Source organism: Ramlibacter aquaticus, from assembly GCF_015159745.1.
Taxonomy (GTDB): Bacteria; Pseudomonadota; Gammaproteobacteria; order Burkholderiales; family Burkholderiaceae_C; genus Ramlibacter; species Ramlibacter aquaticus.
The window spans coordinates 1-20,538 of sequence record NZ_JADDOJ010000001.1 but is presented as its reverse complement, the minus strand read 5'-3'; the positions used below and the strand labels follow the sequence as shown (position 1 = coordinate 20,538).

The 20,538-nt window shown below is 71.3% G+C and carries 19 protein-coding genes; 3 read left to right on the top strand and 16 right to left on the bottom strand.

What is annotated here, in order from left to right; genetic code table 11:
• Positions 1 to 13: 13 nt before the first annotated feature.
• Positions 14 to 913, bottom strand: coding sequence for an inositol monophosphatase family protein (locus IM725_RS00095; RefSeq protein WP_193778519.1), 900 nt, complete (start codon positions 911 to 913; stop codon positions 14 to 16).
• Positions 914 to 1,006: 93 nt separating this feature from the next.
• Here IM725_RS00095 and IM725_RS00090 point away from each other — a divergent pair, with 93 nt between their 5' ends.
• Complete coding sequence (locus IM725_RS00090) at positions 1,007 to 1,738, top strand: RNA methyltransferase (RefSeq protein WP_193778518.1); 732 nt, start codon at positions 1,007 to 1,009, stop codon at positions 1,736 to 1,738.
• Between the two features lie 13 nt (positions 1,739 to 1,751).
• Here IM725_RS00090 and mog read toward each other — a convergent pair whose 3' ends face one another.
• Both mog and yjgA read right to left on the bottom strand, forming a co-directional pair.
• The gene (gene mog, locus IM725_RS00085) at positions 1,752 to 2,354 is read right to left on the bottom strand and encodes a molybdopterin adenylyltransferase (protein ID WP_193778517.1); all 603 of its coding nucleotides are present in this window, start codon (positions 2,352 to 2,354) and stop codon (positions 1,752 to 1,754) included.
• Positions 2,341 to 3,009 (bottom strand): ribosome biogenesis factor YjgA, encoded by a 669-nt coding sequence (gene yjgA, locus IM725_RS00080; protein ID WP_193778516.1) that lies wholly within the window; start codon positions 3,007 to 3,009, stop codon positions 2,341 to 2,343. Before yjgA ends, mog begins: the two co-directional genes overlap by 14 nt.
• A 59-nt stretch (positions 3,010 to 3,068) precedes the next feature.
• Here yjgA and pmbA point away from each other — a divergent pair, with 59 nt between their 5' ends.
• The gene (gene pmbA / locus IM725_RS00075; RefSeq protein WP_193778515.1) at positions 3,069 to 4,445 is read left to right on the top strand and encodes a metalloprotease PmbA; all 1,377 of its coding nucleotides are present in this window, start codon (positions 3,069 to 3,071) and stop codon (positions 4,443 to 4,445) included.
• 48 nt (positions 4,446 to 4,493) lie between these two features.
• On the opposite strand, the gene IM725_RS00070 is transcribed toward pmbA, so the two are convergent.
• From IM725_RS00070 to IM725_RS00015, 12 genes are all read right to left on the bottom strand, one after another.
• Complete coding sequence (locus IM725_RS00070) at positions 4,494 to 4,940, bottom strand: GatB/YqeY domain-containing protein (RefSeq protein WP_193778514.1); 447 nt, start codon at positions 4,938 to 4,940, stop codon at positions 4,494 to 4,496.
• A gap of 97 nt (positions 4,941 to 5,037) precedes the next feature.
• On the bottom strand, positions 5,038 to 5,250 hold the full coding sequence (gene rpsU / locus IM725_RS00065; RefSeq protein ID WP_012346814.1) for a 30S ribosomal protein S21: 213 nt from the start codon (positions 5,248 to 5,250) through the stop codon (positions 5,038 to 5,040).
• A 203-nt stretch (positions 5,251 to 5,453) separates the two neighbouring features.
• Positions 5,454 to 6,674: a BaiN/RdsA family NAD(P)/FAD-dependent oxidoreductase gene (locus tag IM725_RS00060; protein ID WP_193778513.1), complete on the bottom strand. Its 1,221-nt coding sequence runs from the start codon at positions 6,672 to 6,674 to the stop codon at positions 5,454 to 5,456.
• A gap of 37 nt (positions 6,675 to 6,711) precedes the next feature.
• On the bottom strand, positions 6,712 to 7,506 hold the full coding sequence (cobA, locus tag IM725_RS00055; protein WP_193778512.1) for a uroporphyrinogen-III C-methyltransferase: 795 nt from the start codon (positions 7,504 to 7,506) through the stop codon (positions 6,712 to 6,714).
• The gene (ybiB, locus tag IM725_RS00050) at positions 7,503 to 8,405 is read right to left on the bottom strand and encodes a DNA-binding protein YbiB (protein WP_193778511.1); all 903 of its coding nucleotides are present in this window, start codon (positions 8,403 to 8,405) and stop codon (positions 7,503 to 7,505) included. The genes cobA and ybiB overlap by 4 nt, the downstream gene beginning before the upstream one ends.
• A gap of 62 nt (positions 8,406 to 8,467) precedes the next feature.
• Positions 8,468 to 11,266 carry a nitrate reductase gene (locus tag IM725_RS00045; RefSeq protein ID WP_193778510.1) on the bottom strand — a complete coding sequence of 933 codons (2,799 nt, stop codon included), beginning with the start codon at positions 11,264 to 11,266 and terminating at the stop codon, positions 8,468 to 8,470.
• 14 nt (positions 11,267 to 11,280) lie between these two features.
• On the bottom strand, positions 11,281 to 11,655 hold the full coding sequence (gene nirD, locus IM725_RS00040; RefSeq protein WP_193778509.1) for a nitrite reductase small subunit NirD: 375 nt from the start codon (positions 11,653 to 11,655) through the stop codon (positions 11,281 to 11,283).
• On the bottom strand, positions 11,652 to 14,102 hold the full coding sequence (gene nirB, locus IM725_RS00035) for a nitrite reductase large subunit NirB (protein WP_193778508.1): 2,451 nt from the start codon (positions 14,100 to 14,102) through the stop codon (positions 11,652 to 11,654). The genes nirD and nirB overlap by 4 nt, the downstream gene beginning before the upstream one ends.
• A 14-nt stretch (positions 14,103 to 14,116) precedes the next feature.
• Entirely contained in the window at positions 14,117 to 14,959 is an 843-nt protein-coding gene (locus tag IM725_RS00030) for an ABC transporter ATP-binding protein (RefSeq protein WP_193778507.1), read from the bottom strand.
• A 104-nt stretch (positions 14,960 to 15,063) separates the two neighbouring features.
• A complete protein-coding gene (gene ntrB, locus IM725_RS00025) occupies positions 15,064 to 15,921 on the bottom strand; it encodes a nitrate ABC transporter permease (RefSeq protein WP_193778506.1) in 858 nt (285 codons plus the stop codon).
• Between the two features lie 10 nt (positions 15,922 to 15,931).
• Complete coding sequence (locus IM725_RS00020; RefSeq protein WP_193778505.1) at positions 15,932 to 17,257, bottom strand: CmpA/NrtA family ABC transporter substrate-binding protein; 1,326 nt, start codon at positions 17,255 to 17,257, stop codon at positions 15,932 to 15,934.
• A gap of 287 nt (positions 17,258 to 17,544) precedes the next feature.
• Positions 17,545 to 18,765: a nitrate regulatory protein gene (locus IM725_RS00015; RefSeq protein ID WP_193778504.1), complete on the bottom strand. Its 1,221-nt coding sequence runs from the start codon at positions 18,763 to 18,765 to the stop codon at positions 17,545 to 17,547.
• Positions 18,766 to 18,832: 67 nt separating this feature from the next.
• Between IM725_RS00015 and tsaD the strand changes: the two genes are divergently transcribed.
• Complete coding sequence (tsaD, locus tag IM725_RS00010; protein ID WP_193778503.1) at positions 18,833 to 19,873, top strand: tRNA (adenosine(37)-N6)-threonylcarbamoyltransferase complex transferase subunit TsaD; 1,041 nt, start codon at positions 18,833 to 18,835, stop codon at positions 19,871 to 19,873.
• Between the two features lie 124 nt (positions 19,874 to 19,997).
• On the opposite strand, the gene IM725_RS00005 is transcribed toward tsaD, so the two are convergent.
• Entirely contained in the window at positions 19,998 to 20,375 is a 378-nt protein-coding gene (locus tag IM725_RS00005) for an Hsp20/alpha crystallin family protein (protein WP_193778502.1), read from the bottom strand.
• Positions 20,376 to 20,538 lie beyond the last annotated feature (163 nt).

Genomic DNA, 20,538 nt, shown 5'->3' with positions numbered 1-20,538 from the left:
ACCGGCCCGCGGCTTACTCGTCGCCCTCGGCGTCGGGCGCGATGCCGGCGTCGGGCTCCACCAGCTTGGGCGACTGGCGCAGCGCGGCCTTGTCACCGGCGCTGGCGAACTTGCTGTAGCGGCCCAGGATGTTGACCAGCTGGCCGTAGATGCGCGGGTTGCCGGCCACGCACTCCTTCTGCTCCAGGAACTCGGGCTCGCCGGTGAAGTTGCCCACCAGCCCGCCGGCCTCGGTCACCAGCAGCGAGCCGGCGGCCACGTCCCAGGGCGAGAGCCCGGTCTCGAAGAAGCCGTCGCAGAAGCCGGCCGCGACGTAGGCCAGGTCCAGGGCGGCGGCGCCGGGACGGCGCAGGCCGGCCGTGCGCGTCATCACGTCGGACATCATGCGCAGGTAGTTGTTGAAGTTGTCGCCGGGCCGGAACGGGAAGCCGGTGGAGATCAGCGACTGGCGCAGGTCGGTGCGCTTGGACACGCGCATGCGGCGCTCGTTCATGTAGGCGCCGCGGCCCTTGGTGGCCGTGAACAGGTCGTTGCGGGTCGGGTCGTAGATGACGGCCTGCTCGATCTTGCCGCGCACCATCAGCGCGATGCTCACGCAGTAGACCGGGAAGCCGTGGATGAAGTTGGTGGTGCCGTCCAGCGGGTCGATGATCCAGACGTGGTCCGAACCCTGGCGGCCGTGTGTCTTCCCCGATTCCTCGGCCCAGATCGCGTGGTCCGGGTAGGCGCCCAGCAGCGTCTCGATGACGGCTGCCTCGCTGGCGTGGTCGACTTCGGTGACGAAGTCGTTCACCTGCTTCTGCGACACGCGCACGGCTTCCACGTCCAGGGCGGCGCGGTTGATGATGGCGCCGGCGGCGCGTGCGGCCTTGACGGCCACGTTGAGCATGGGATGCAGGTTCGGGGAGGACATGGATTGTGGGGAAGAGCGGGACGGGACCGCCCGGCGATGCGGACGGCGACAATAGCCCGATTTTACCCGGCCGGGCTTTCGCTGTAACCGTTGATGAAAACACGCTTCGTCCTCATCCAGACCAGCCATGCCGGCAACGTGGGCGCCGCGGCGCGCGCGATGAAGGTCATGGGCTTCGACGACCTGGTGCTGGTGCAGCCCCGCTGGCCCGACGTGCTGCAGCGCGAGGAGGCGCTGCAGCGCGCGAGCGGCGCCGAGGACGTGCTGGCGAAGGCGCGCATCGTCGCCAGCCTGGACGAGGCCCTGGACGGCGTGGACACGCTGTGTGCCACGGCCATGACGCCGCGCGACTTCGGCCCGCCCACGGCGGCGCCGCGCGAGCACCTGCCCGGGCTGGCGCGGTCCGCCCAGGGCGTGGCCTTCCTGTTCGGGCCCGAGCGCTTCGGCATGGCCAACGAGGACGTGTACCGCTGCCACGTGGCACTCTCCATCCCGGCCAACCCGGCCTACGGCTCGCTGAACCTGGCGGCGGCGATCCAGGTGATCGCCTACGAGTGGCGGCAGGCGCTGGGCGGTTACGCGGTGCAGCCCGCCGCCCACGAGGGCGCACTGGCCGATGCGCAGGCCGTGGCCGGCATGCTCGCGCACTGGGAGGGCGCGCTGGTGGACCTGGGCTTCCTGGACCCGGCCGCGCCCAAGAAGCTGATGCCGCGCCTGAACCAGATGTTCAACCGCGCGCGGCTCACGCCGGAGGAGATCCACATCCTGCGCGGGGTGGCCAAGGCCATGACCGAGGCCGCGCGGGGACGCCCGCCCCGGCGCTGACGGGCGCGGGGCCTCAGGCCGTACGCGGCGCGCGGATCGCGCTCTTGGGCCGGAAGGCCTTGCACACCGTGTCGTCGGTCTCGAGGTAGGGCCCGCCGATCAGGTCGATGCAGTAGGGCACCGCCGCGAAGATGCCGGGCACGACCTGCTGGCCCTGCGCATCCTTCAGGCCTTCCAGGGTCTCCTGGATGGATTTCGGCTGGCCGGGCAGGTTGATGATCAGCGTCCGGCCGCGGATCACCGCCACCTGGCGCGACAGGATGGCCGTGGGCACGAAGCGCAGGCTGATCTGGCGCATCTGTTCGCCGAAGCCGGGCATCTCCTTGTCGGCGACGGCCAGCGTGGCCTCGGGCGTGACGTCGCGCGGGGCCGGCCCGGTGCCGCCCGTGGTCAGCACCAGGGCGCAGCCCGCGTCCACCAGGTCCACCAGGGCGCGGCTGATGCCGTCCTTCTCGTCGGGGATCAGGCGCGGCTCGAAGCGCAGCGGGTTCTTCAGCGCGCGTGTGAGCCAGTCCTGCAGGGCAGGCAGGCCCTTGTCCTCGTACACGCCGCTGGACGCGCGGTCGCTGATGGAGACGATGCCGATGGTGACGGGGTCGAATTCACTCGCGCTCATGGTGGATCTCGGAGTCGGGGTCGTCGTGGGCCACGATGTCGGGGCCGTGGGTCAGCGCCTGCTTGACCAGCTGGAAGATCTCGCGGAAGGCGCGGCCGTGGCGCGGCGCCAGGCCCTTGGAAACCTGCTCCTGCGAGGCCTGGCCGTCCTTGCGGGCCTGGCGGATCAGGGCGCGCAACTGCTGCACGTCGGTCTCCGGCCAGGCGGCCAGCCACTCCTGCAGCGCCTCGTCGCGCGCCACCAGGGCGTCGCGCCAGCGCTCGGCCTCGTGCAGGGCCTGCGCGTCGGCGGCCGAGCCCTTGCGCTGCACCTCCAGGGCCTCGCGCACGGCGGCCAGCGTGTCCTCGTCGAGCTGGCGCATCAGCTTGCCCACGTACTGCATCTGGCGCCGCTTGCCCTCGAAGTTGGTGATGCGGCGTGCCTCGGCCAGCGCATCGACCAGCTTCTCGGACAGCGGCAGGCCCGCGAACAGGTCGGCGCGCAGGTCGATCAGCGCACTGCCGAGCTGCTGCAGCTCCTCGCTCTCGCGCTTGAGCTCGGTCTTGCTGCTCTCGCGCTCGAATTTCAGCTCGGCCTTGAGCTGCAGGTCGAGCTCGCTGCCCTCGGCGACGAACTGGCCGCGGACGAAGTAGCCTTTTGTGGGTTTGCGTGGCATGGGGTAGGGGAAGCGGACAGCCTGCCCGGGAGCCGGGCGGCAAGTATCATAGCCCCGCCATGAATACACCCGACTCCCGCGCCGCGCACGGCTTCAGCTACAGCCGCCAGACCTTCGAAGAACTCGTGGACGCCGCGCTCGCCCATGCGAAGAAGCTGGGCGCCACCGACGCGGGCGCCGAGGCCTCGGAAGGCTGCGGCCTGTCGGTGTCGGTGCGCAAGGGTGAGCTGGAGAACGTGGAGCGCAACCGCGACAAATCGCTGGGCGTCACGGTCTATGTCGGCCAGCGGCGCGGCAACGCCAGCACCTCGGACTTCTCGCGCGAGGCGATCGAGCGCACGGTGCAGGCCGCCTACGACATCGCCCGCTTCACCGCCGCCGACCCCGTGGCCGGCCTGCCGGAGGCCGGGGACATCGCCCAGGCCGGCGAGCAGCCCGACCTGGACCTGTTCCACCCCTGGGATCTGGACAGCGAAGAGGCCACCCAGCTCGCGCTCGAGTGCGAGGCCGCGGCCTTCGCGACCGACAAGCGCATCACCAACAGCGAAGGCGCGGGCGTCTCGGCCCAGCAGAGCCATTTCTTCAGCGCCCACACGCGGGGCTTCCGTGGCGGCTACGCCAGCTCGCGCCATTCGATCTCGGTCGCGCCCATCGCCGGAAAGGGCGACGCGATGCAGCGCGACGCCTGGTACAGCTCCATGCGCAACGCCGGCGAGCTGGCCTCGCCGGAGTCGGTGGGCCGCTACGCCGCCGAGCGGGCGCTGTCGCGGCTGGGCTCGCGCAAGATCAGCACCCGCGAGTGCCCGGTGCTGTTCGAATCCCCGCTGGCGGCCGGCCTGCTCGGCGCCTTCGTGCAGGCCACCAGCGGCGGCTCGCTGTACCGGCGCAGCAGCTTCCTGGTCGATTCCCTGGGCAAGCAGGTGTTCGCGCCCCACATCGACGTGCTGGAAGACCCGCACCTGCGGCGCGGCAAGGGCAGTGCCGCCTTCGACGACGAGGGCGTGCGCACCGTGGCGCGCAAGGTGGTGGACGCGGGCCGGGTGGAGGGCTACTTCCTCAGCAGCTACTCGGCGCGCAAGCTGGGCATGAAGACCACCGGCAACGCCGGCGGCTCGCACAACCTGACCCTGGCCTCGCGCCTGACGAAGCCGGGCGACGACCTGGACGCCATGCTGCGCAAGCTGGGCACGGGCCTGTTCGTCATCGAGCTGATGGGGCAGGGCGTGAACTACGTGACCGGCGACTATTCGCGCGGCGCGAGCGGCTTCTGGGTCGAGAACGGCAGGATCGCCTACCCGGTGGAAGAGATCACCATCGCCGGCAACCTGGGCGACATGCTCCAGGGCATCGAGGCGGTAGGCGCCGACACCTACAACTACGGCGCCAAGACCACCGGCTCGGTGCTGGTGAACCGGATGAAGGTCGCGGGCAGCTGAGGCGGCTGGGGGCCCCGGCCCGCCAGCGCCGCCCTGTGCCCTGGGCCCTCAGCCCGCCAGCGCGGCCTTCACCGCCGCCGAGACCTGGCCCATGTCGGCCTTGCCCGCCAGCTTCGCCTTGGCGGCGCCCATCACCTTGCCCATGTCGGCCGGCCCGCTGGCGCCGGTCTCGGCCACGATGGCCTTGACGGCGGCCGCGACCTCCTCGGCCGACAGGCGTGCCGGCAGGTAGGCCTGCAGCACCGTCACTTCGGCCTTCTCCTTGTCGGCCAGGTCCTGGCGGCCGGCCTTCTCGAAGGCCTCGATGCTGTCCTTGCGCTGCTTGAGCATCTTGTCGACGATGCCGACCACGGCCACGTCGTCCAGCTCGACGCGCTCGTCCACTTCCTTCTGCTTCATCGCCGCCGTGAGCAGGCGGATGGTGCCCAGGCGCTCGCTGTCCTTGGCGCGCATGGCGGCCTTCATGTCTTCGGTGATGCGTTCCTTGAGGCTCATGGTCGTTCCTTGTGCGGGGGCAAAAAAGCAAAAAGCCTGCTTGAGCGTCCCCAGGCAGGCTTGGTGGCCGGCGGCACGGGGCCGCTGGCAAAGAAGGTCAGTAGAGCTTCTTCGGGAGCTGCATGCTGCGAACGCGCTTGTAGTGGCGCTTCACGGCAGCCGCCTTCTTGCGCTTGCGCTCGGCGGTGGGCTTCTCGTAGAACTCGCGGGCGCGCAGTTCGGTGAGAAGACCCAGCTTCTCGATGGTGCGCTTGAAGCGGCGCAGGGCCACGTCAAACGGCTCGTTTTCCTTCACGCGAATGGTCGTCATCAGCCAATGGATCCAATGTGTGCGACAGAGGGTGGGCGGTAAGATCAGTCCGCCCGCCATGTGCGCGGGGTCCCCAACTCAAGGTGATCAGGCCGTTGGGGTTTGCCAGCAAAGCCTGCGATTATAGCCCTTTCCGGGCCGTGGGCAAGGCCGCGGGCCGGCGGCCCCAGCAGCGCCGGGAGGCCCAGGGCGCGACGGCCCCGTCAGGCCGCCATGGCCTGGGCGCAGGCATAGCCGCTGGACCAGGCCCACTGGAAGTTGTAGCCCCCCAGCCAGCCGGTGATGTCCACGGTCTCGCCGATGAAATACAGCCCGGCCACCCGGGATTCCAGGGTCTGCTGGGACAGGGCGGAGGTCGCCACCCCGCCGGCCGTCACCTCGGCCTTGCGCCAGCCCTCGGTGCCCGTGGGGGTGATCTCCCAGTCGGCCAGGGTTCCCGCCAGGGCCGACAGCGCCTTGTCTGCGCATTCCACGACCGGCCGCTGCAGCCCGGGGTCCCGGCCCGCCCAGGCGTCGGCCAGGCGGGTGGGCATCCATTGCGCGAGCAGGTTGGCGACCTGCTTGCGCGCACCGGCGGCCTTGGCGTCCGCCAGCGCCTGCGCCACCTCCACGCCGGGCACCAGGTCCATGCGGATGGGCTGCCCCGGCGCCCAGTAGCTGGAAATCTGCAGCACCGCCGGACCGGACAGGCCGCGGTGGGTGAAGAGCAGGTCCTCGTCGAACACCGTGCGGGCCTTCTTCGTGCCGGTGGCGATGCGCACCGGCAGGGCCAGGCCGGCCAGCTGCGCGTACGGCTTCCAGCCCTCGCCGTCGAAGGTCAGGGGCACCAGGGCCGGGCGCGGCTCGACCACGGGCAGGCCGAACTGGCGCGCCAGCCGCCAGCCGAAATCCGTGGCGCCGATCTGCGGGATGGACAGGCCGCCGGTGGCCACCACCACGTGCCGGGCCGTGACCTCGCCACGGTCCGTGGCCACCCGGAAGCGGGCCGGCCCGGGGCCCTCGACGCCGCCGACCTCCCGCACCGCGCAGGGCTGCCAGCGCGTGACGCCGCCGGCCTCGCACTCCGCCAGCAGCATGCGGATGAAATCCTCCGACGAGCGGTCGCCGAAGAGCTGGCCCTTGTGCTTCTCGTGGAAGGGGATGCCGTGGCGCTGCACCAGGGCGATGAAGTCCTGGGCGGTGTAGCGCGAGAGCGCGGAGCGGCAGAACTGCGGGTTCTCGCCCAGGAAGTGCCGGTGCGGCGCCCGCGGGTCCAGCTCGCGGTTGGTGAAGTTGCAGCGCCCGCCGCCGGAAATGCGGATCTTCTCGGCCACCTTGGCCGCATGGTCGACCACCAGCACGGAAAGGCCGAGCTGGCCCGCGATGCCGGCGCAGAAGAGCCCGGCGGCGCCGGCGCCGATGACGACGGTGTCGAAATGCTGCATGGGCCGGGAGTGTAGGGCCCGCGCTCGGCCGGCCCGTTCAGGCGGCGCGCGCCCGGGGCAGGGCCTGGCCCGCCAGGGCCACGCCCCGCAGCACGTCGCCGACCACGATCACCGACGGGCTGCCCAGCCCCTGGGCGGCAATGGTCGCCTGCAGCTCGCCCAGCGTGGTCAGCGCATGCCGCTGCTGCGGCAGCGAGGCCCGCTGCACCACGGCGGCCGGGGTGTGCGCAGGCAGCGCCTCCAGCAGCTGCTGCTGGATCTGCGCCGCGCCCTTCACGCCCATGTAGACGACCAGCGTGAGGCGCGCGTCGCGCACCGCCGCGCCCAGGGCCCGCCAGTCGGCGCCCTCCGCACCCGGCTGCGCGTGGCCGGTGACGAACACCACGCCGTGCGCGTGGTCGCGGTGGGTGAGCGGCACGCCCAGCGAGGTGACGGCGGCCAGCCCGGCGGTGATGCCGTTGACCACCTCCACCGCGATGCCCTGCGCCCGCAGGTGCTCGACCTCCTCGCCGCCGCGGCCGAAGATGAAGGGGTCGCCACCCTTGAGGCGGACCACGTTCTCGCCCTCGTGCGCGGCCATGACCATCAGCTTCTCGATGAAGGCCTGCGGGGTGCTCTTGCAGCCGCCACGCTTGCCCACGTGCACGATGCGCGCCCGCGGCGAGGCCAGCTTCACGATCTCGGGGTTGACCAGGTCGTCCACCAGCAACACGGTGGCGGCCTCGATGGCGCGCACGGCCTTCAGCGTCAGCAGTTCCGGGTCGCCCGGCCCGGCGCCCACCAAGGTGCATCTGCCCTGTGATTCCATGCGCGTGTGTTCCCTGTCGTTCATGCCTGACGCACCAGCCGCAAGATGTGTTCCACCTGCAGCGCGAGCGAGGCGGGCACCGGCCGGGTGCCGTCCAGCACCTCGCCGATGAAGGCGGCCGTGGTCGCCGGGTCGGTGCCCTGGGGCAGCACCGCCGTGGCCGGCACCGTGCCCTTCTGGCCCTCTTCCAGCACCACGCGTGCGCCGCGCACGAAGCCGGTCATCTGCGGCAGGCGCCGCGCGTCCGCCACGGCCTCGCCCTCGGTGCCGCGGATCAGCAGCGCGGTGCTGCCCATGCGTTCGAAGACCTCGCCCATGGAGACCGCGTACTCGGGGTGGGTGTAGCTGCCCACCACCACGGCCGCGCGGTCGCAGGGGTTCATGAGCTTGACCAGGCTGTGCGCGGAGTTGCGCAGCCCGACGGCGCGGCGCACGTCCAGCAGGCGCTTGAGGCCGGGGCACAGCAGCTCGGTGGGCACGAACACCGTCTCGCCGGCCGCGACCGGCCGCAGCGCCGTGAGCGCGGGCCGGCCCAGCGCCTCCAGCACCTGGGGCACGCCCACCCGGCCCTCCTCGGTGGCGGTGCCGTGCATCACCACCGGCACGCCTTCGCGCGCCAGCAGCAGCGCCAGCAGCGGCGTGAGCACGGGCAGGCGCCGGGCGCCGTTATAGCTGGGCAGCACCACCGCGGTCGCGGCCACCGGCACGCGGCGCAGGCGCGCCGCCGTGGCGTCCAGGAAGCCCGCCATCTCCTCGGTGGTCTCGCCCTTGATACGCATCGCGATGCAGAAGGCGCCGACCTCCAGGTCGCCCGCGCTGCCGTCCAGCACCTGGCCGAACAGGTCCGCCGCCTGGGCGCGGTCCAGCGGCCGCGCGCCCTGCTTGCCGCGGCCGATCTCCTTGAGGTACTGGCTGATGCCCATGCCGCCGATTGTCCCAGAGCCCTGATGACTCCTGGCTATAAGCTCAATCGCGGCGCCCGCCCTCATGCGGCCTGGCGCAGCGGCGGCACCTGGCGCACCAGGCGCTGCAGGGCGGGCAGGCAGGAGCCGCAGTTCGTGCCGCACTTCAGCGTGCCCTGCAGCTGGGCCAGGCGCTGCGTCTCGCTGCCCGCGCAGCGGGCCAGCTGCGCCGTGATCGCCGCCTCGCCCACGTCGAAGCAGGTGCACACCTGCGGGCCGGCCCGGGGCACCGGCAGCGCCGGCGTGGCGCCCGGCGCCAGCAGCATGCGGCCGTAGGCCTGCGCCGGCAGCTGCTGCTCCAGCAGGGGCCGCAGCCAGGCTTCGGCCCGCGTGTCGCCCGCCATCAGCACGCCCTCCACCCGGGCTTCCTCGCCCGAGCGGGCGAGCCGGACGACGCGGCGCTGGCCGCGGCGCGGGTCGTCGTAGCGCAGGCCCTGCGGCCCGGCCAGGTCCAGCAGCGCCTCGATGCGGTCCAGCAGCGCGCGTTCGGCCGGCGCGTCGGCGGCGGCGCGCAGCAGCACGCCGCTGCGCTCGCGGCCGAAGGGCACGCAGGCCGCAAAGCGGAACTGCCGCATCAGCGCCTGCAGCTGCGTGCGAACGGCCAGGGCCGTGTCGTCGGGCAGCCAGGCCAGCGCGAGCAGGGTCCAGGGCAGGGCCGCCTTCTCGATGCGCACGGCGGCATGCTTGAGTTCCGGCTGCCGGGAGTCGGGGCAGAAGGCCGAGGTGGTGAGCGCGTTCACGCCGGCGAGCACCTCGCCGCCGGCCGACACCCCGGTCAGGAATTCGCTGCCCCAGTGCATGGCGATGAAGGCCTGCGCCGCCGGCTGCGCCGGGCTCGGCTGGGCCGGCAGCACGATGCTGCCGCGCTTGCTCGTGACCTGCACCAGCTCGCCCGCTGCGATCCCCTGGCGCTCCATGTCCCAGGGATGCATCTCGATGCAGGGTTCGGCGACCTGGCCGAACAGCCGGCCCAGGGTGCCGGTGCGGCTCATGCCGTGCCACTGGTCGCGGAGGCGGCCGGTGGTGAGCGAGAAGGGGAAGCGGGAATTGCGGGGTTCGGCCAGCGGCTGGGGCTGCACCGCCGCGAAGCGCGCGCGCCCGCTGGCCGTGGGGAAGACACCGTCCTCGTACAGGCGCGCACGCCCTTGCGCCGCGCCCGGCGGGTAGGGCCACTGCTGCGGCGCCTGCTCCAGCAGGGCGTAGCTGAGGCCAGTGATGTCCAGGTCGCGGCCACGGGTGGATTCGCGGTGCTCGTTCCACACCGCTTCGGGCGTGTCGTAGGGAAAGAGGCTGCGATCGGGCGTGCGGCCCATGCGCGACTCGAGCCGGCGCCCCAGGTCCACCACGATGCGCCAGTCGTCGCGCGCTTCGCCGGGCGCGGGCACGGCCGGGCGGACCCGGCTGATGCGGCGCTCGCTGTTCGTCACCGTGCCGTTCTTCTCGCCCCAGGTCGTGGCGGGCAGCAGCAGGTCGGCCGCCTCGCAGGTGGCGGTGGTGGCGAAAGCCTCCTGCACCACCACGAACTCGGCCCGTGCCAGGGCGCGGCGCACCGTGGCCTGGTCCGGCATGGACTGGGCCGGGTTGGTGCAGGCGATCCAGAGCGCGCGGATCTCGCCGTCGGCTGCGGCCTGGAACATCTCCACGGCGGTCTTGCCGGGCGTGGCCGGCACCGAGGGCAGGCCCCACAGGGCGGCCACCTCGGCCCGGTGCGCCGGGTTGGCCAGGTCGCGGTGGGCCGAGAGCAGGTTGGCCAGGCCGCCGACCTCGCGCCCACCCATGGCGTTGGGCTGCCCGGTCAGCGATAAGGGGCCCGCGCCGGGCCGGCCGATCTGCCCGGTCGCCAGGTGCAGGTTGATCAGCGCGGCGTTCTTGGCCGTGCCGCTGCTGGACTGGTTCAGGCCCTGGCAGTACAGGCTCAGCGTCGCCTGGGCGGTCGCGAACCAGCGCGCCGCGGTGAAGAGGTCTTCCTTGCGCAGGCCGCAGGCCTGGGCCACGCGCTCGGGCGTGCACTCGCGCACCACGGCCTTGAGCGCCTCGAAGCCCTCGGTGTGGGCCGCGATCCAGGCCGCGTCGGTCCAGCCCTCCCACAACATGATGTGCAACAGGCCGTGGAACAGCATCACGTCGCTGCCGGGCAACAGCGGCAGGTGCAGGTCGGCGCCCTCGGCGGTCTCGGTGCGGCGGGGGTCGGCCACGATGAGCTTCATGTGGGGCCGCGCCTGCCGCGCTTGCTCGATGCGGCGGTACAGGATGGGGTGCGCCCAGGCCGCGTTGCTGCCGGCGATGAACAGGCAGTCGGCCTGGTCGATGTCCTCGTAGCAGGCCGGCGGCGCGTCGGCGCCCAGCGTGAGCTTGTAGCCGGCCACCGCGCTGCTCATGCACAGGCGCGAGTTGGTGTCGATGTTGTTGGTGCCCAGCAGGCCCTTGGCCAGCTTGTTGAAGACGTAGTAGTCCTCCGTCAGCAGCTGGCCGGAGACGTAGAAGCCGATCGCGTCCGGCCCGTGCTCGCGGGCGATGCGGTGCAGCCGGTCGGCGGCCTGGTCCAGGGCCGCGTCCCAGCCGATGGCGCGCGGCGCCATGCCGCGTTCGTCGCGCAGCATGGGCGTGAGCAGCCGCGCCTGCCGTGCGATCGCGGGCGAGGCCGTGAGGTGCAGCGTGGAGCCCTTGGTGCACAGCCGCCCGAAGTTGGCCGGGTGCGCCGGGTCGCCGCGCACGCCGGTCACCTGTCCGTCCGCGGATTCGATGATGACGCCGCAGCCCACCCCGCAGTAGGGGCAGGTCGAGCGGGTCTCGCTGGGGCGTACGGGAACGGCCGGGCGCATGGGGCTGGCCCTGCTCACTTGCGCGGCCCGGCCCGGGGCGCTTCCAGGTCGATCGCCAGGCTGGCGAGTTCCGCCGGATCCAGGAACACCTCGCCCCCGTCCACGCGGCAGGCGAACTTCACCGCGCAGCCCTCGTCGGGCGCGCGGGCGCAGCCGTCGTCCAGGGCGATGGTCCAGTTGTGCAGCGGGCAGGCCACGCTGCGGCCGAAAACGATGCCCTGCGAGAGCGGGCCCCCCTTGTGCGGGCAGCGGTCCAGCAGCGCGAAGACCTCGTCCTCGCGGTTGCGGAACACCGCCACCGCGATCCCCTGCGGCCGGGCGACGCGGCGCGCGCCCAGCACGGGGATGTCCTCCACCCGGCACACGCGGGTCCAGCCGTCGCGCTTCATGCGGGCTGCTCCTGCACGTGCAGGGCCTGGAACTGCCGCGTGTCCACGGCGGCCTTGCCGTGCTCGAACCAGGGGTCGGGCTCGCCGTCCAGGCTGAACTGCAGGCGCGCCCACAGCGCGCGGCGGCCCTCCGCGTCTTCCAGCACGCGCTTCTTGACATGGTCCAGGCCGACGCGGGCGATGTAGTGCACGGTGCGCTCCAGGTACCAGCCTTCCTCGCGGTAGAGCTGCAGGAAGGCGCCGGCGTACTCCAGCACCTCCTCGGCCGTCTTCAGCTTGCACAGGAACTGTGCCACCTCGGTCTTGATGCCGCCGTTGCCGCCGACGTGGATCTCCCAGCCGGAATCGACCCCGATCACGCCCACGTCCTTGATGCCCGACTCGGCGCAGTTGCGCGGGCAGCCCGAGACGGCGAGCTTGACCTTGTGTGGCGCGTACATGCGCCACAGCGCGCGCTCCAGGTCCTTGCCCATCTGCGTGGAGTCCTGGGTGCCGAAGCGGCACCACTCGCTGCCCACGCAGGTCTTGACCGTGCGCAGCGCCTTGGCGTAGGCGTGGCCCGAGGGCATGCCGATCTCCTGCCAGACGGCGGGCAGGTCCTCCTTGCGCACGCCCAGCAGGTCGATGCGCTGGCCGCCGGTGACCTTCACCGTGGGGATCTTGTACTTGTCCACCACGTCGGCGATGCGCCGCAGCTCGGCCGCCGTGGTTTCGCCGCCCCACATGCGCGGAATCACGGAGTAGCTGCCGTCCTTCTGGATGTTGGCGTGGCTGCGCTCGTTGATGTAGCGGCTCTGCGGGTCGTCCTGCGCCTCCTTGGGCCAGGTCGAGAGCAGGTAGTAGTTGATCGCCGGGCGGCAGCTGGTGCAGCCGTCGGGCGTGCGCCACTCCAGGAAGCGCAGGGTGTCGGGGATGGTCAGCAGGTGGTGGTCGCGGATCGCGTCGCGCACGGCCTGGTGCCCGTGCTCGGTGCAGCCGCACATCGCCTTGTGGCGCGGCGCCGCGGAATAGTCGCCGCCCGCCGTGGCCATCAGGATCTGCTCGACCAGGCCGGTGCAGGACCCGCAGGAGGCACTGGCCTTGGTGCACTTGCGCACCTCCTCCAGGGTGAACAGGCCCTTCTCCTTGATCGCCTTGCAAATGGTGCCCTTGGTGACGCCGTTGCAGCCGCAGACCTCGTCCGCGTCCGCCATGGCGGCGGCGCGGTCGTGGCCCTGGTGGCCGGCATCGCCCAGGTTGGATTCGCCGAACATCAGCCGGTCGCGGATCTCGGCCACGCTGCGGCCCTCGCGCAGCAGCTTGAAGTACCAGCTGCCGTCCACCGTGTCGCCGTACAGGCAGGCGCCCACCAGCTTGTCGTCCTTGAGCACCAGCTTCTTGTAGACGCCGCCGCCCGGGTCGCTCATCACGATTTCCTCGCAGCCCTCGCCGCCCATGAAGTCGCCGGCGGAGAACAGGTCGATGCCGGTGACCTTGAGCTTGGTGGAGGTGAGCGAGCCCGCGTAGCGGCCGATGCCGAACTGCGCCAGGTGGTTGGCCGCGACCTTGGCCTGCTCGAAGAGCGGCGCCACCAGGCCGTAGGCCACGCCCCGGTGCGCGGCGCATTCGCCCACGGCCCAGATGCGCGCGTCGGTCACGGTCTGCAGGGTGTCGTGCACCACGATGCCGCGGTTCACGTGCAGCCGGGCTTGCTGGGCCAGGGCGGTGTTGGGCCGTATGCCCACGGCCATCACCACCAGGTCGGCCTCCAGGGCCTGGCCGTCCTTGAACTTCACCGCCGCCACGCGGCCTTCGGGGCCGGCAACCAGGGCCTCGGTCTGCGCCCCGATCAGGAAGCGCAGGCCGCGCGCCTGCAGCGACTGTTGCAGCAGCCGGGCGGCGTCGCCGTCCAGCTGGCGCTCCATCAGCCAGGGCATCACGTGCACCACGGTCACGTCCATGCCGCGCTTCATCAGGCCGTTCGCCGCCTCCAGGCCCAGCAGGCCGCCGCCGATGACCACGGCCTTGCGGTACTTCGCCGCGGCCTCGATCATGGCCTGGGTGTCGGCGATGTCGCGGTAGGCCAGCACGCCCGGCAGGTCCTTGCCCGGCACCGGCAGCATGAAGGGGGTGGAGCCGGTCGCCAGCAGCAGCCGGTCGTAGGGCGCCTCGGTGCCGTCCTCGGCGCGCACGATGCGGCGCACCCGGTCGACCTGCACCACCTTCTTCCCCAGTTCGAGGTGGATGCCGTTCTCGTGGTACCAGTCCAGCGGGTTGAGCACGATCTCGTCCAGCGTCTGCTCGCCGGCCAGCACGGGCGAGAGCAGGATGCGGTTGTAGTTCGGGTGCGGCTCGGCGCCGAACACCGTGATGTCGTACAGGCCGGGGGCGACCTTGAGCAGCTCTTCCAGGGTGCGGACGCCGGCCATGCCGTTGCCCACCATCACCAGACGCGGTTTGCTTTCCATGGTGCGGCTCCGGATCAGGCGGCGATCTTCTCGGTCCGCGGGCCGGCACTGTTGCGCGCCGCCAGCGGTTCGACCTTGCGCTGCTTCTCGTACAGGAAACTCAGGATCTCCTGGCGGCAGTGGTTGTAGGTCTTGTCCTCGGCCAGCGCGATGCGGTTGCGCGGGCGCGGCAGCGGCACGTCCATGACCTGGCCGATGGTCGCTGCCGGGCCGTTGGTCATCATCACCACGCGGTCCGACATCAGCACCGCCTCGTCCACGTCGTGCGTGATCATCATCACCGTGCTGCCCAGCTCGGCCTGGATGCGGATCACCTCGTCCTGCAGGTGGGCGCGGGTCAGGGCGTCCAGGGCGCCGAAGGGCTCGTCCAGCAGCAGCACCTTGGGCTCCATCGCCAGGGCGCGGGCAATGCCCACCCGCTGCTTCATGCCGCCGGAGATTTCCGAAGGCAGCCGGTCCAGCGCATGCGACATGTTGACCATGGCGAGGTTGTGCAGGATCCATTCACGGCGTTCGGCCGCGCTGCGGGTGGCGCGGAACACCTTGTCCACCGCCAGCTCGACGTTCTGGTAGACGGTGAGCCAGGGGAGCAGCGAGTGGTTCTGGAACACCACCGCGCGGTCCGGCCCGGGCGCGTTGACCTCGCGTCCGTCCACGATCACCCCGCCCGAGGTGGCGCGCAGCAGCCCTGCGACGATGTTGAGCACGGTGGACTTGCCGCAGCCCGAATGGCCGATCAGCGAGATGTATTCGCCCCGCGCCACGGACAGGTCGATGCCCCGCAGCACCGGGTTCTCGCCGCGCGCGGACTGGAAGGTCATGTCGACCTGGGAGAGCTGTAGATAAGCGTTGGTCATCAGGTAGTCCTTTCTTGTCCAGGGTCACCGCGGAACCGGCTTTGCCGGGCCGCTGGTGACGCCCCCTTGAGGGGGAAGCGCCGCAGGCGCTTCGGGGGTGGGCCTTAACTCGCTGCAGTGCCGCGGGTGACCTTGACGGCGATCCAGGCGACGACACGGTCCAGCGCGTAGCCCACCAGCCCGACGTAGACGAGGGCGAGGATGATGTCGCTGATGCGCGAGGAGTTCCAGGCGTCCCAGATGAAGAAGCCGATGCCGACCCCGCCGATCAGCATCTCGGCCGCGATGATGGCCAGCCAGGACAAGCCCACGCCGATGCGCAGGCCCGAGAAGATGAAGGGCGCGGCGGCGGGCAGCATGATCTTGCGGAAGTACTCGAAGCCCGAGAGCTGGATCACCTGCGCCACGTTGCGGTAGTCGCTGGGGATGTTGCGGATGCCGATCGAGGTGTTGATGATGATCGGCCAGACCGAGGTGATGAAGATGACGAAGATCGCCGAGGGATGGCCGTCGCGAAAGCCGGCCAGCGAGATCGGCAGCCAGGCCAGCGGCGGCACGGTGCGCAGCACCTGGAACAGCGGGTCCAGCCCGCGCAGCGCCCAGGTCGACTGGCCGACGAGAACGCCCAGGCCGACGCCCACCACCACCGCGATGGAGTAGCCCCAGGCGACGCGCTTGAGGCTCGCCAGCAGCTGCCAGGCGATGCCCACGTCGTTGCCACCGTGGTCGTACCAGGGGTGGATGATCAATTCCCAGCAGTCCTGCACCACCTTGCTGGGCGAGGGCAGGGCGGCGCCGGGCCGCGAGCCCAGCATCTGCCAGACCAGCAGCAGGAAGCCGATCACCAGCAGCGGCGGCAGCACGTGCGTCATGAAGGCGCGGCCGGCGGAGGCCAGGGTGGTGCGCAGCGCGCCGGGTCGGGCCGGTGCGGCCACGGGAAGGGTTTCGACGGTGGGGGTCATGGCGGCGTCCTCAGGCAGTGGCGCCCTTGAGGGCCTTGATGGCGAGGCTGTCCAGGTACTTCTTCGGGTTGGCCGGGTCGAAGACCTTGCCGTCGAAGAACTTCTCCACCCCGCGCGAGGTGGACTTGGGGATGTCCTTGTCGGCGACGCCCAGCTCCTTGGCGGCGACACGCCACAGGTCCTCGCGGTTGACCTTGGCGATCAGGGCCTTGGTGTCCAGGTTGGGCGGCAGGTAGCCCCAGCGGATGTTCTCCGTCAGGAACCACAGGTCGTGGCTCTGGAAGGGGTAGCTCGCGTTGTCCCGCCAGAAGCGCATCTGGAACGGGCTGTTGGTCACCACCCGGCCGTTGCCGTAGTCGAAGTCGCCCTTGATGCGGTCGGCGATGTCCTCCACCGGGGCATTGATCCAGCGCCGCCGGGCGCAGATCTCGGCCACCTCGGCGCGGTTCTTCGGCTCTTCGCAATACATCTGCGCCTCCATCACGGCCTTGAGCAGTGCCTTGGCCGCGTTGGGGTTCGCCTGCACCCAGTCCGTGCGCATGGCGAAGGCCTTCTCCGGATGGTTCATCCAGATCTCGCCCGTGGTGAGGGCGCAGTAGCCGACCTTCTGGTGCACCAGCTGCAGGTTCCAGGGTTCGCCCACGCAGAGCGCATCCATGCTTCCCACCTTCATGTTGGCCACCATCTGCGGCGGCGGCACCACGATGGTGTTGATGTCGCGGTTGGGGTCCACGCCGCCGGCCGCCATCCAGTAGCGCAGCCACAGGTCGTGCGTGCCACCGGGGAAGGTCATGGCGGCATTCACGGACTTGCCCGTCTTCAGGCGCTTGGCGAGCAGGGCCTTGCCGAAGGCCTTGTTGTCCAGGCCGACCTTCAGGTCCTTGTACTCGTTGGCCACCGAGATGCCCTGGCCGCCCAGGTTCAGCCGCGCCAGGATGCTCATGGGCACCGGCTGGTTGTTGGCCGTCACGGCGCCCGTGGTGATCAGGTAGGGCATGGGCGTGAGGATGTGCGCGCCGTCGATGCCGCCCGATCTGCTGCCCAGCACCAGGTTGTCGCGCGTGGCGCCCCAGGAGGACTGCTTGAGCACCTCGACCTCGGTCATCCCGTGCTTCTTGAACAGGCCCTTCTCGTCGGCCACGAACAGGGGCGCGGCGTCGGTGAGGGCGATGAAGCCCAGCTTGGCCGCGCGGGTCTCCGGGGCGCTGCCCTGGGCCCGGGCCCGCAGCGGCGCCAGGCCGGCGACCGTTGCGGCGCCGAGCACGGCCGCGCCCTGCAGGACCGATCGTCGCGACAGTGCCGCGGTGGAGGGGGGAACGCGCTTGCTGTTGTCCATGCTTGCTGACTCCAAGTTGCCCGGAAACGAGAAACGGCGTCCACCCATGCCTGCACGGGCTCGCAGGAGCCGTGTGCATCGGGTGGACGCCGTTGTCCGTGAAGGCCTGCGGTATTCCGCGGCGCCGCCGTTGGCGCCTGGCCCTATGGGCGAGGTATTGCACGGACCGTGCCAGCGCCGTGGGCCCGTTTTCGGGGGCCTGGCGCGCAGGGCCGCACGCATTTGGGGGATGGACGGCCAGCGGCGGCCGGGCCCGGCACGGTTTTTGTGCGCCGCCGCACGAAAATTCAGCGCGGCTTGCCGGGCAGCACCTCAGCCATGGACAGCAGGGCCTCGGCCACGTCGCCGATGCGCCGCTTCTGGTTCATCGCCATCTGGCGCATGAGCTTGTAGGCATCTTCCTCGGACAGCTGGCGGTGCGCCATGAGCACGCCCTTGGCGCGCTCGATCAGCTTGCGCTCGTTGAGCGTGGCCCGCACCGCCTCCAGTTCCTCGCCCATGGCCTGCAGCCGCTGCGACTGCTCCTGCACCAGCGCCAGCACCGATCGCTCCAGCTGCGGCGCGAGCCGGGCGGGCAGGTCGCCGGCCCCGGGGGCGGCCGCGCTGCCGGCCAGGAGCGCCGCTTCATCCTGCAGCAGGGCGCGGGCTTCCTCGATCTTGTGCGCGCACAGGCTGCGCAGATGGCTCGCCAGCAGTTCCTCGGTCGCGCGCATGGCGTCGATGCGCGCCGTCATGGCGTCGTACCACCGGCTGGCCAGGCCCTCGTCCATGGCCAGCTGGCCCAGCGTCCAGCCCACGTGGCGCAGGCGCTCCACCTCGGCGTCGTTGCCCGGCGGCTGCTGGCCCTGCGCCACGCTCGCCAGGGCCGGGTCGGCGAAGTCCCTGAACACGTCGAAGGCCTGCTGCTGCAGCTCGACCAGGTGCCGCCAGCGCGCCACCTGCGGCGCATCGATGTGCAGGCTGGCGAACACCGCCGCGCCATGGGCGCGCTCCTGGCCGGCGAACTCCTTGCCCTGCATGAAATTGAAGAGCGCCACCAGGGCGCGCGCGATGGCCGGGTCGCCCGCGCTGTCGGCGGCCTCGAAGACCACGGCGAGCAGGCCGCCGACCAGGCGGCTGTAGGCCTCCGTGGCCGCGCGCGGGGTCATCCGCTGCTGGGCGACCTGCGCCCGCAGCGCGGCCAGCCCGTCCAGCTCGTGCATGACCCCGGCGATGCGGTTGAAAAGGCGGGCGCCGTTGGGGTGGTGGTCGGGCCCGCTGTCCAGGGCCTCGAAGGCGTCCAGCACCGGCTGGCGCAGCCCGTCGGTCTGGGCGATCTGTTCCAGGCGCAGCGGGCCGAAGCGCTCACCGCCCGACGCCAGGAAGACGTTGGTGATGCCGCGCTCACGCTGCACCGCATGGGTCAGGGCGCCGACGGCGCCCACCAGCGCGCTGCTGCGCGAGAGCCGCTCGAGCTCGGTGATCTCGCTGCGGCGCGCGGCAAGCAGGAACTGGAGTCCGGACTTCATGGTGCCGATTGTGCGAGCAACAAGCATGCCGCCCAAGCCGCGCGGGAGCGGCCCGTACACTCGCGGGATGCGTGTCCTGGGTATCGAATCCTCTTGCGACGAGACCGGCGTGGCCCTGGTCGAAGCGGCCGCGACCGGCGTGCCCGTGCTGCGCGCCGACGCGCTGCACAGCCAGATCGAGATGCACCGCGCCTATGGCGGCGTGGTGCCCGAGCTCGCCAGCCGCGACCACATCCGCCGCGTCATTCCGCTGGCCACGGCCGTGATGGACCAGGCCGGGGCCCGGCTGGCCGACCTGGACGTGGTGGCCTACACGCGCGGGCCCGGCCTCGCCGGCGCGCTGCTGGTGGGTGCCGGCGTGGCCTGCGCGCTGGGCGCGGCGCTGGGCCGGCCGGTGCTGGGCATCCACCACCTGGAAGGGCACCTGCTGTCGCCCTTCCTCAGCCGCGATCCGCCGCAGTTCCCCTTCCTGGCCCTGCTGGTGTCCGGCGGCCACACCCAGCTCATGCGGGTGGAGGGCGTGGGCCGCTACGAACTGCTGGGCGAGACCATCGACGACGCCGCGGGCGAGGCCTTCGACAAGTCGGCCAAGCTGCTGGGCCTGGGCTACCCGGGCGGGCCGGCGCTGTCGCGCCTGGCGCAGCAGGGCGACCCGGCGGCGTTCAAGCTGCCGCGGCCGCTGCTGCACAGCGGCGACCTGGACTTCTCCTTCGCCGGGCTGAAGACCGCCGTGCTGGTGCAGGCGAAGAAGCTGGGCGAGGGCCTGGAGGCCCGCAAGGCCGACCTGGCGGCCTCCACCCAGGCGGCGATCGTGGACGTGCTGGTGCGCAAGACGCTGGCGGCGCTGGACATGACCGGGCTGCAGCGCGTGGTCGTGGCGGGCGGCGTCGGCGCCAATGCGCTGCTGCGCGCGCAGCTGGACGCGGCCTGCGCGCGGCGGCGCGTGCGCGTGCACTACCCCGAGCTGCACCTGTGCACCGACAACGGCGCCATGATCGCCATGGCGGCCGCGATGCGCATGCAGGCAGGGGTGCAGGCCCCGGCCGCGCGCTACGCCTTCGACGTCAAGCCGCGCTGGCCGCTGCAGGAGATTTCGCCGGCGGCCTGAGGGCCCGCGCGAACGCGCGGGTCTCTGAAAAAAAAAGGCCGGGGCATGTCCCCGGCCTGCATGGCGTTGCCGGGGCCATGCCCCTGTCTGCCTGGCGTTGCCGGGGCCATGCCCCGGCCTGCCATCACTTGATCTCGATCTGGCGTGCAGTCACGACCGGGGCCTTGCGGGCCAGGGTCAGGGTCAGCACGCCGTTCTCCAGGCGGGCGCCGCTCTGCTCGGCGTCGATCTCCTGCGAGAGCTCGTAGGCGGCCTTGTACGGACGGGGGGCGTCGGCCTTGGTCTCGATGCGCACGACGGGGCCGTCGATGCTGATGGACAGCGCCTCGCGGGTCACGCCGGGCATGTCCAGCGAGAGCGTCCAGCCCTTCTCGTCCTGTTCGACCTGCAGGCCGGGGTTCTGGCTGGCGAAGAAGGCGTCATTGACGAAACGCTCGAAGCTGCGGTCGTAGGAACGCAGGGGGGCGGTGGCGCGGGTGCGGACGACGGGTGCGAAAAACATGGTGGATCACTCCTCTACACTTCGCGGCGCGCACAGCGCGTGCCGCATGGCTCCCAATTGCGGATGCCGTGCCGGCTTTCAAGAGTGAAGTCCCCATGCCACAAGCCACAAAAATACGTCGCCGCGAGGCCTTGAAATCCCTGGTCGCAGCGCTATCTCTCCC

Bases quoted from the DNA above. Each gene is read 5' to 3' on its own strand.
- IM725_RS00070 (WP_193778514.1), bottom strand. From the start codon at position 4,940: ATGAGCCTCAAGGAACGCATCACCGAAGACATGAAGGCCGCCATGCGC.
- yjgA (WP_193778516.1), bottom strand. From the start codon at position 3,009: ATGCCACGCAAACCCACAAAAGGCTACTTCGTCCGCGGCCAGTTCGTC.
- IM725_RS00020 (WP_193778505.1), bottom strand. From the start codon at position 17,257: ATGGACAACAGCAAGCGCGTTCCCCCCTCCACCGCGGCACTGTCGCGA.
- IM725_RS00005 (WP_193778502.1), bottom strand. From the start codon at position 20,375: ATGTTTTTCGCACCCGTCGTCCGCACCCGCGCCACCGCCCCCCTGCGT.
- nirB (WP_193778508.1), bottom strand. From the start codon at position 14,102: ATGGAAAGCAAACCGCGTCTGGTGATGGTGGGCAACGGCATGGCCGGC.
- IM725_RS00015 (WP_193778504.1), bottom strand. From the start codon at position 18,765: ATGAAGTCCGGACTCCAGTTCCTGCTTGCCGCGCGCCGCAGCGAGATC.
- rpsU (WP_012346814.1), bottom strand. From the start codon at position 5,250: ATGACGACCATTCGCGTGAAGGAAAACGAGCCGTTTGACGTGGCCCTG.
- cobA (WP_193778512.1), bottom strand. From the start codon at position 7,506: ATGAACGACAGGGAACACACGCGCATGGAATCACAGGGCAGATGCACC.
- ybiB (WP_193778511.1), bottom strand. From the start codon at position 8,405: ATGGGCATCAGCCAGTACCTCAAGGAGATCGGCCGCGGCAAGCAGGGC.
- ntrB (WP_193778506.1), bottom strand. From the start codon at position 15,921: ATGACCCCCACCGTCGAAACCCTTCCCGTGGCCGCACCGGCCCGACCC.
- IM725_RS00030 (WP_193778507.1), bottom strand. From the start codon at position 14,959: ATGACCAACGCTTATCTACAGCTCTCCCAGGTCGACATGACCTTCCAG.
- pmbA (WP_193778515.1), top strand. From the start codon at position 3,069: ATGAATACACCCGACTCCCGCGCCGCGCACGGCTTCAGCTACAGCCGC.
- IM725_RS00090 (WP_193778518.1), top strand. From the start codon at position 1,007: ATGAAAACACGCTTCGTCCTCATCCAGACCAGCCATGCCGGCAACGTG.
- nirD (WP_193778509.1), bottom strand. From the start codon at position 11,655: ATGAAGCGCGACGGCTGGACCCGCGTGTGCCGGGTGGAGGACATCCCC.
- IM725_RS00060 (WP_193778513.1), bottom strand. From the start codon at position 6,674: ATGCAGCATTTCGACACCGTCGTCATCGGCGCCGGCGCCGCCGGGCTC.
- tsaD (WP_193778503.1), top strand. From the start codon at position 18,833: ATGCGTGTCCTGGGTATCGAATCCTCTTGCGACGAGACCGGCGTGGCC.
- mog (WP_193778517.1), bottom strand. From the start codon at position 2,354: ATGAGCGCGAGTGAATTCGACCCCGTCACCATCGGCATCGTCTCCATC.
- IM725_RS00095 (WP_193778519.1), bottom strand. From the start codon at position 913: ATGTCCTCCCCGAACCTGCATCCCATGCTCAACGTGGCCGTCAAGGCC.
- IM725_RS00045 (WP_193778510.1), bottom strand. From the start codon at position 11,266: ATGCGCCCGGCCGTTCCCGTACGCCCCAGCGAGACCCGCTCGACCTGC.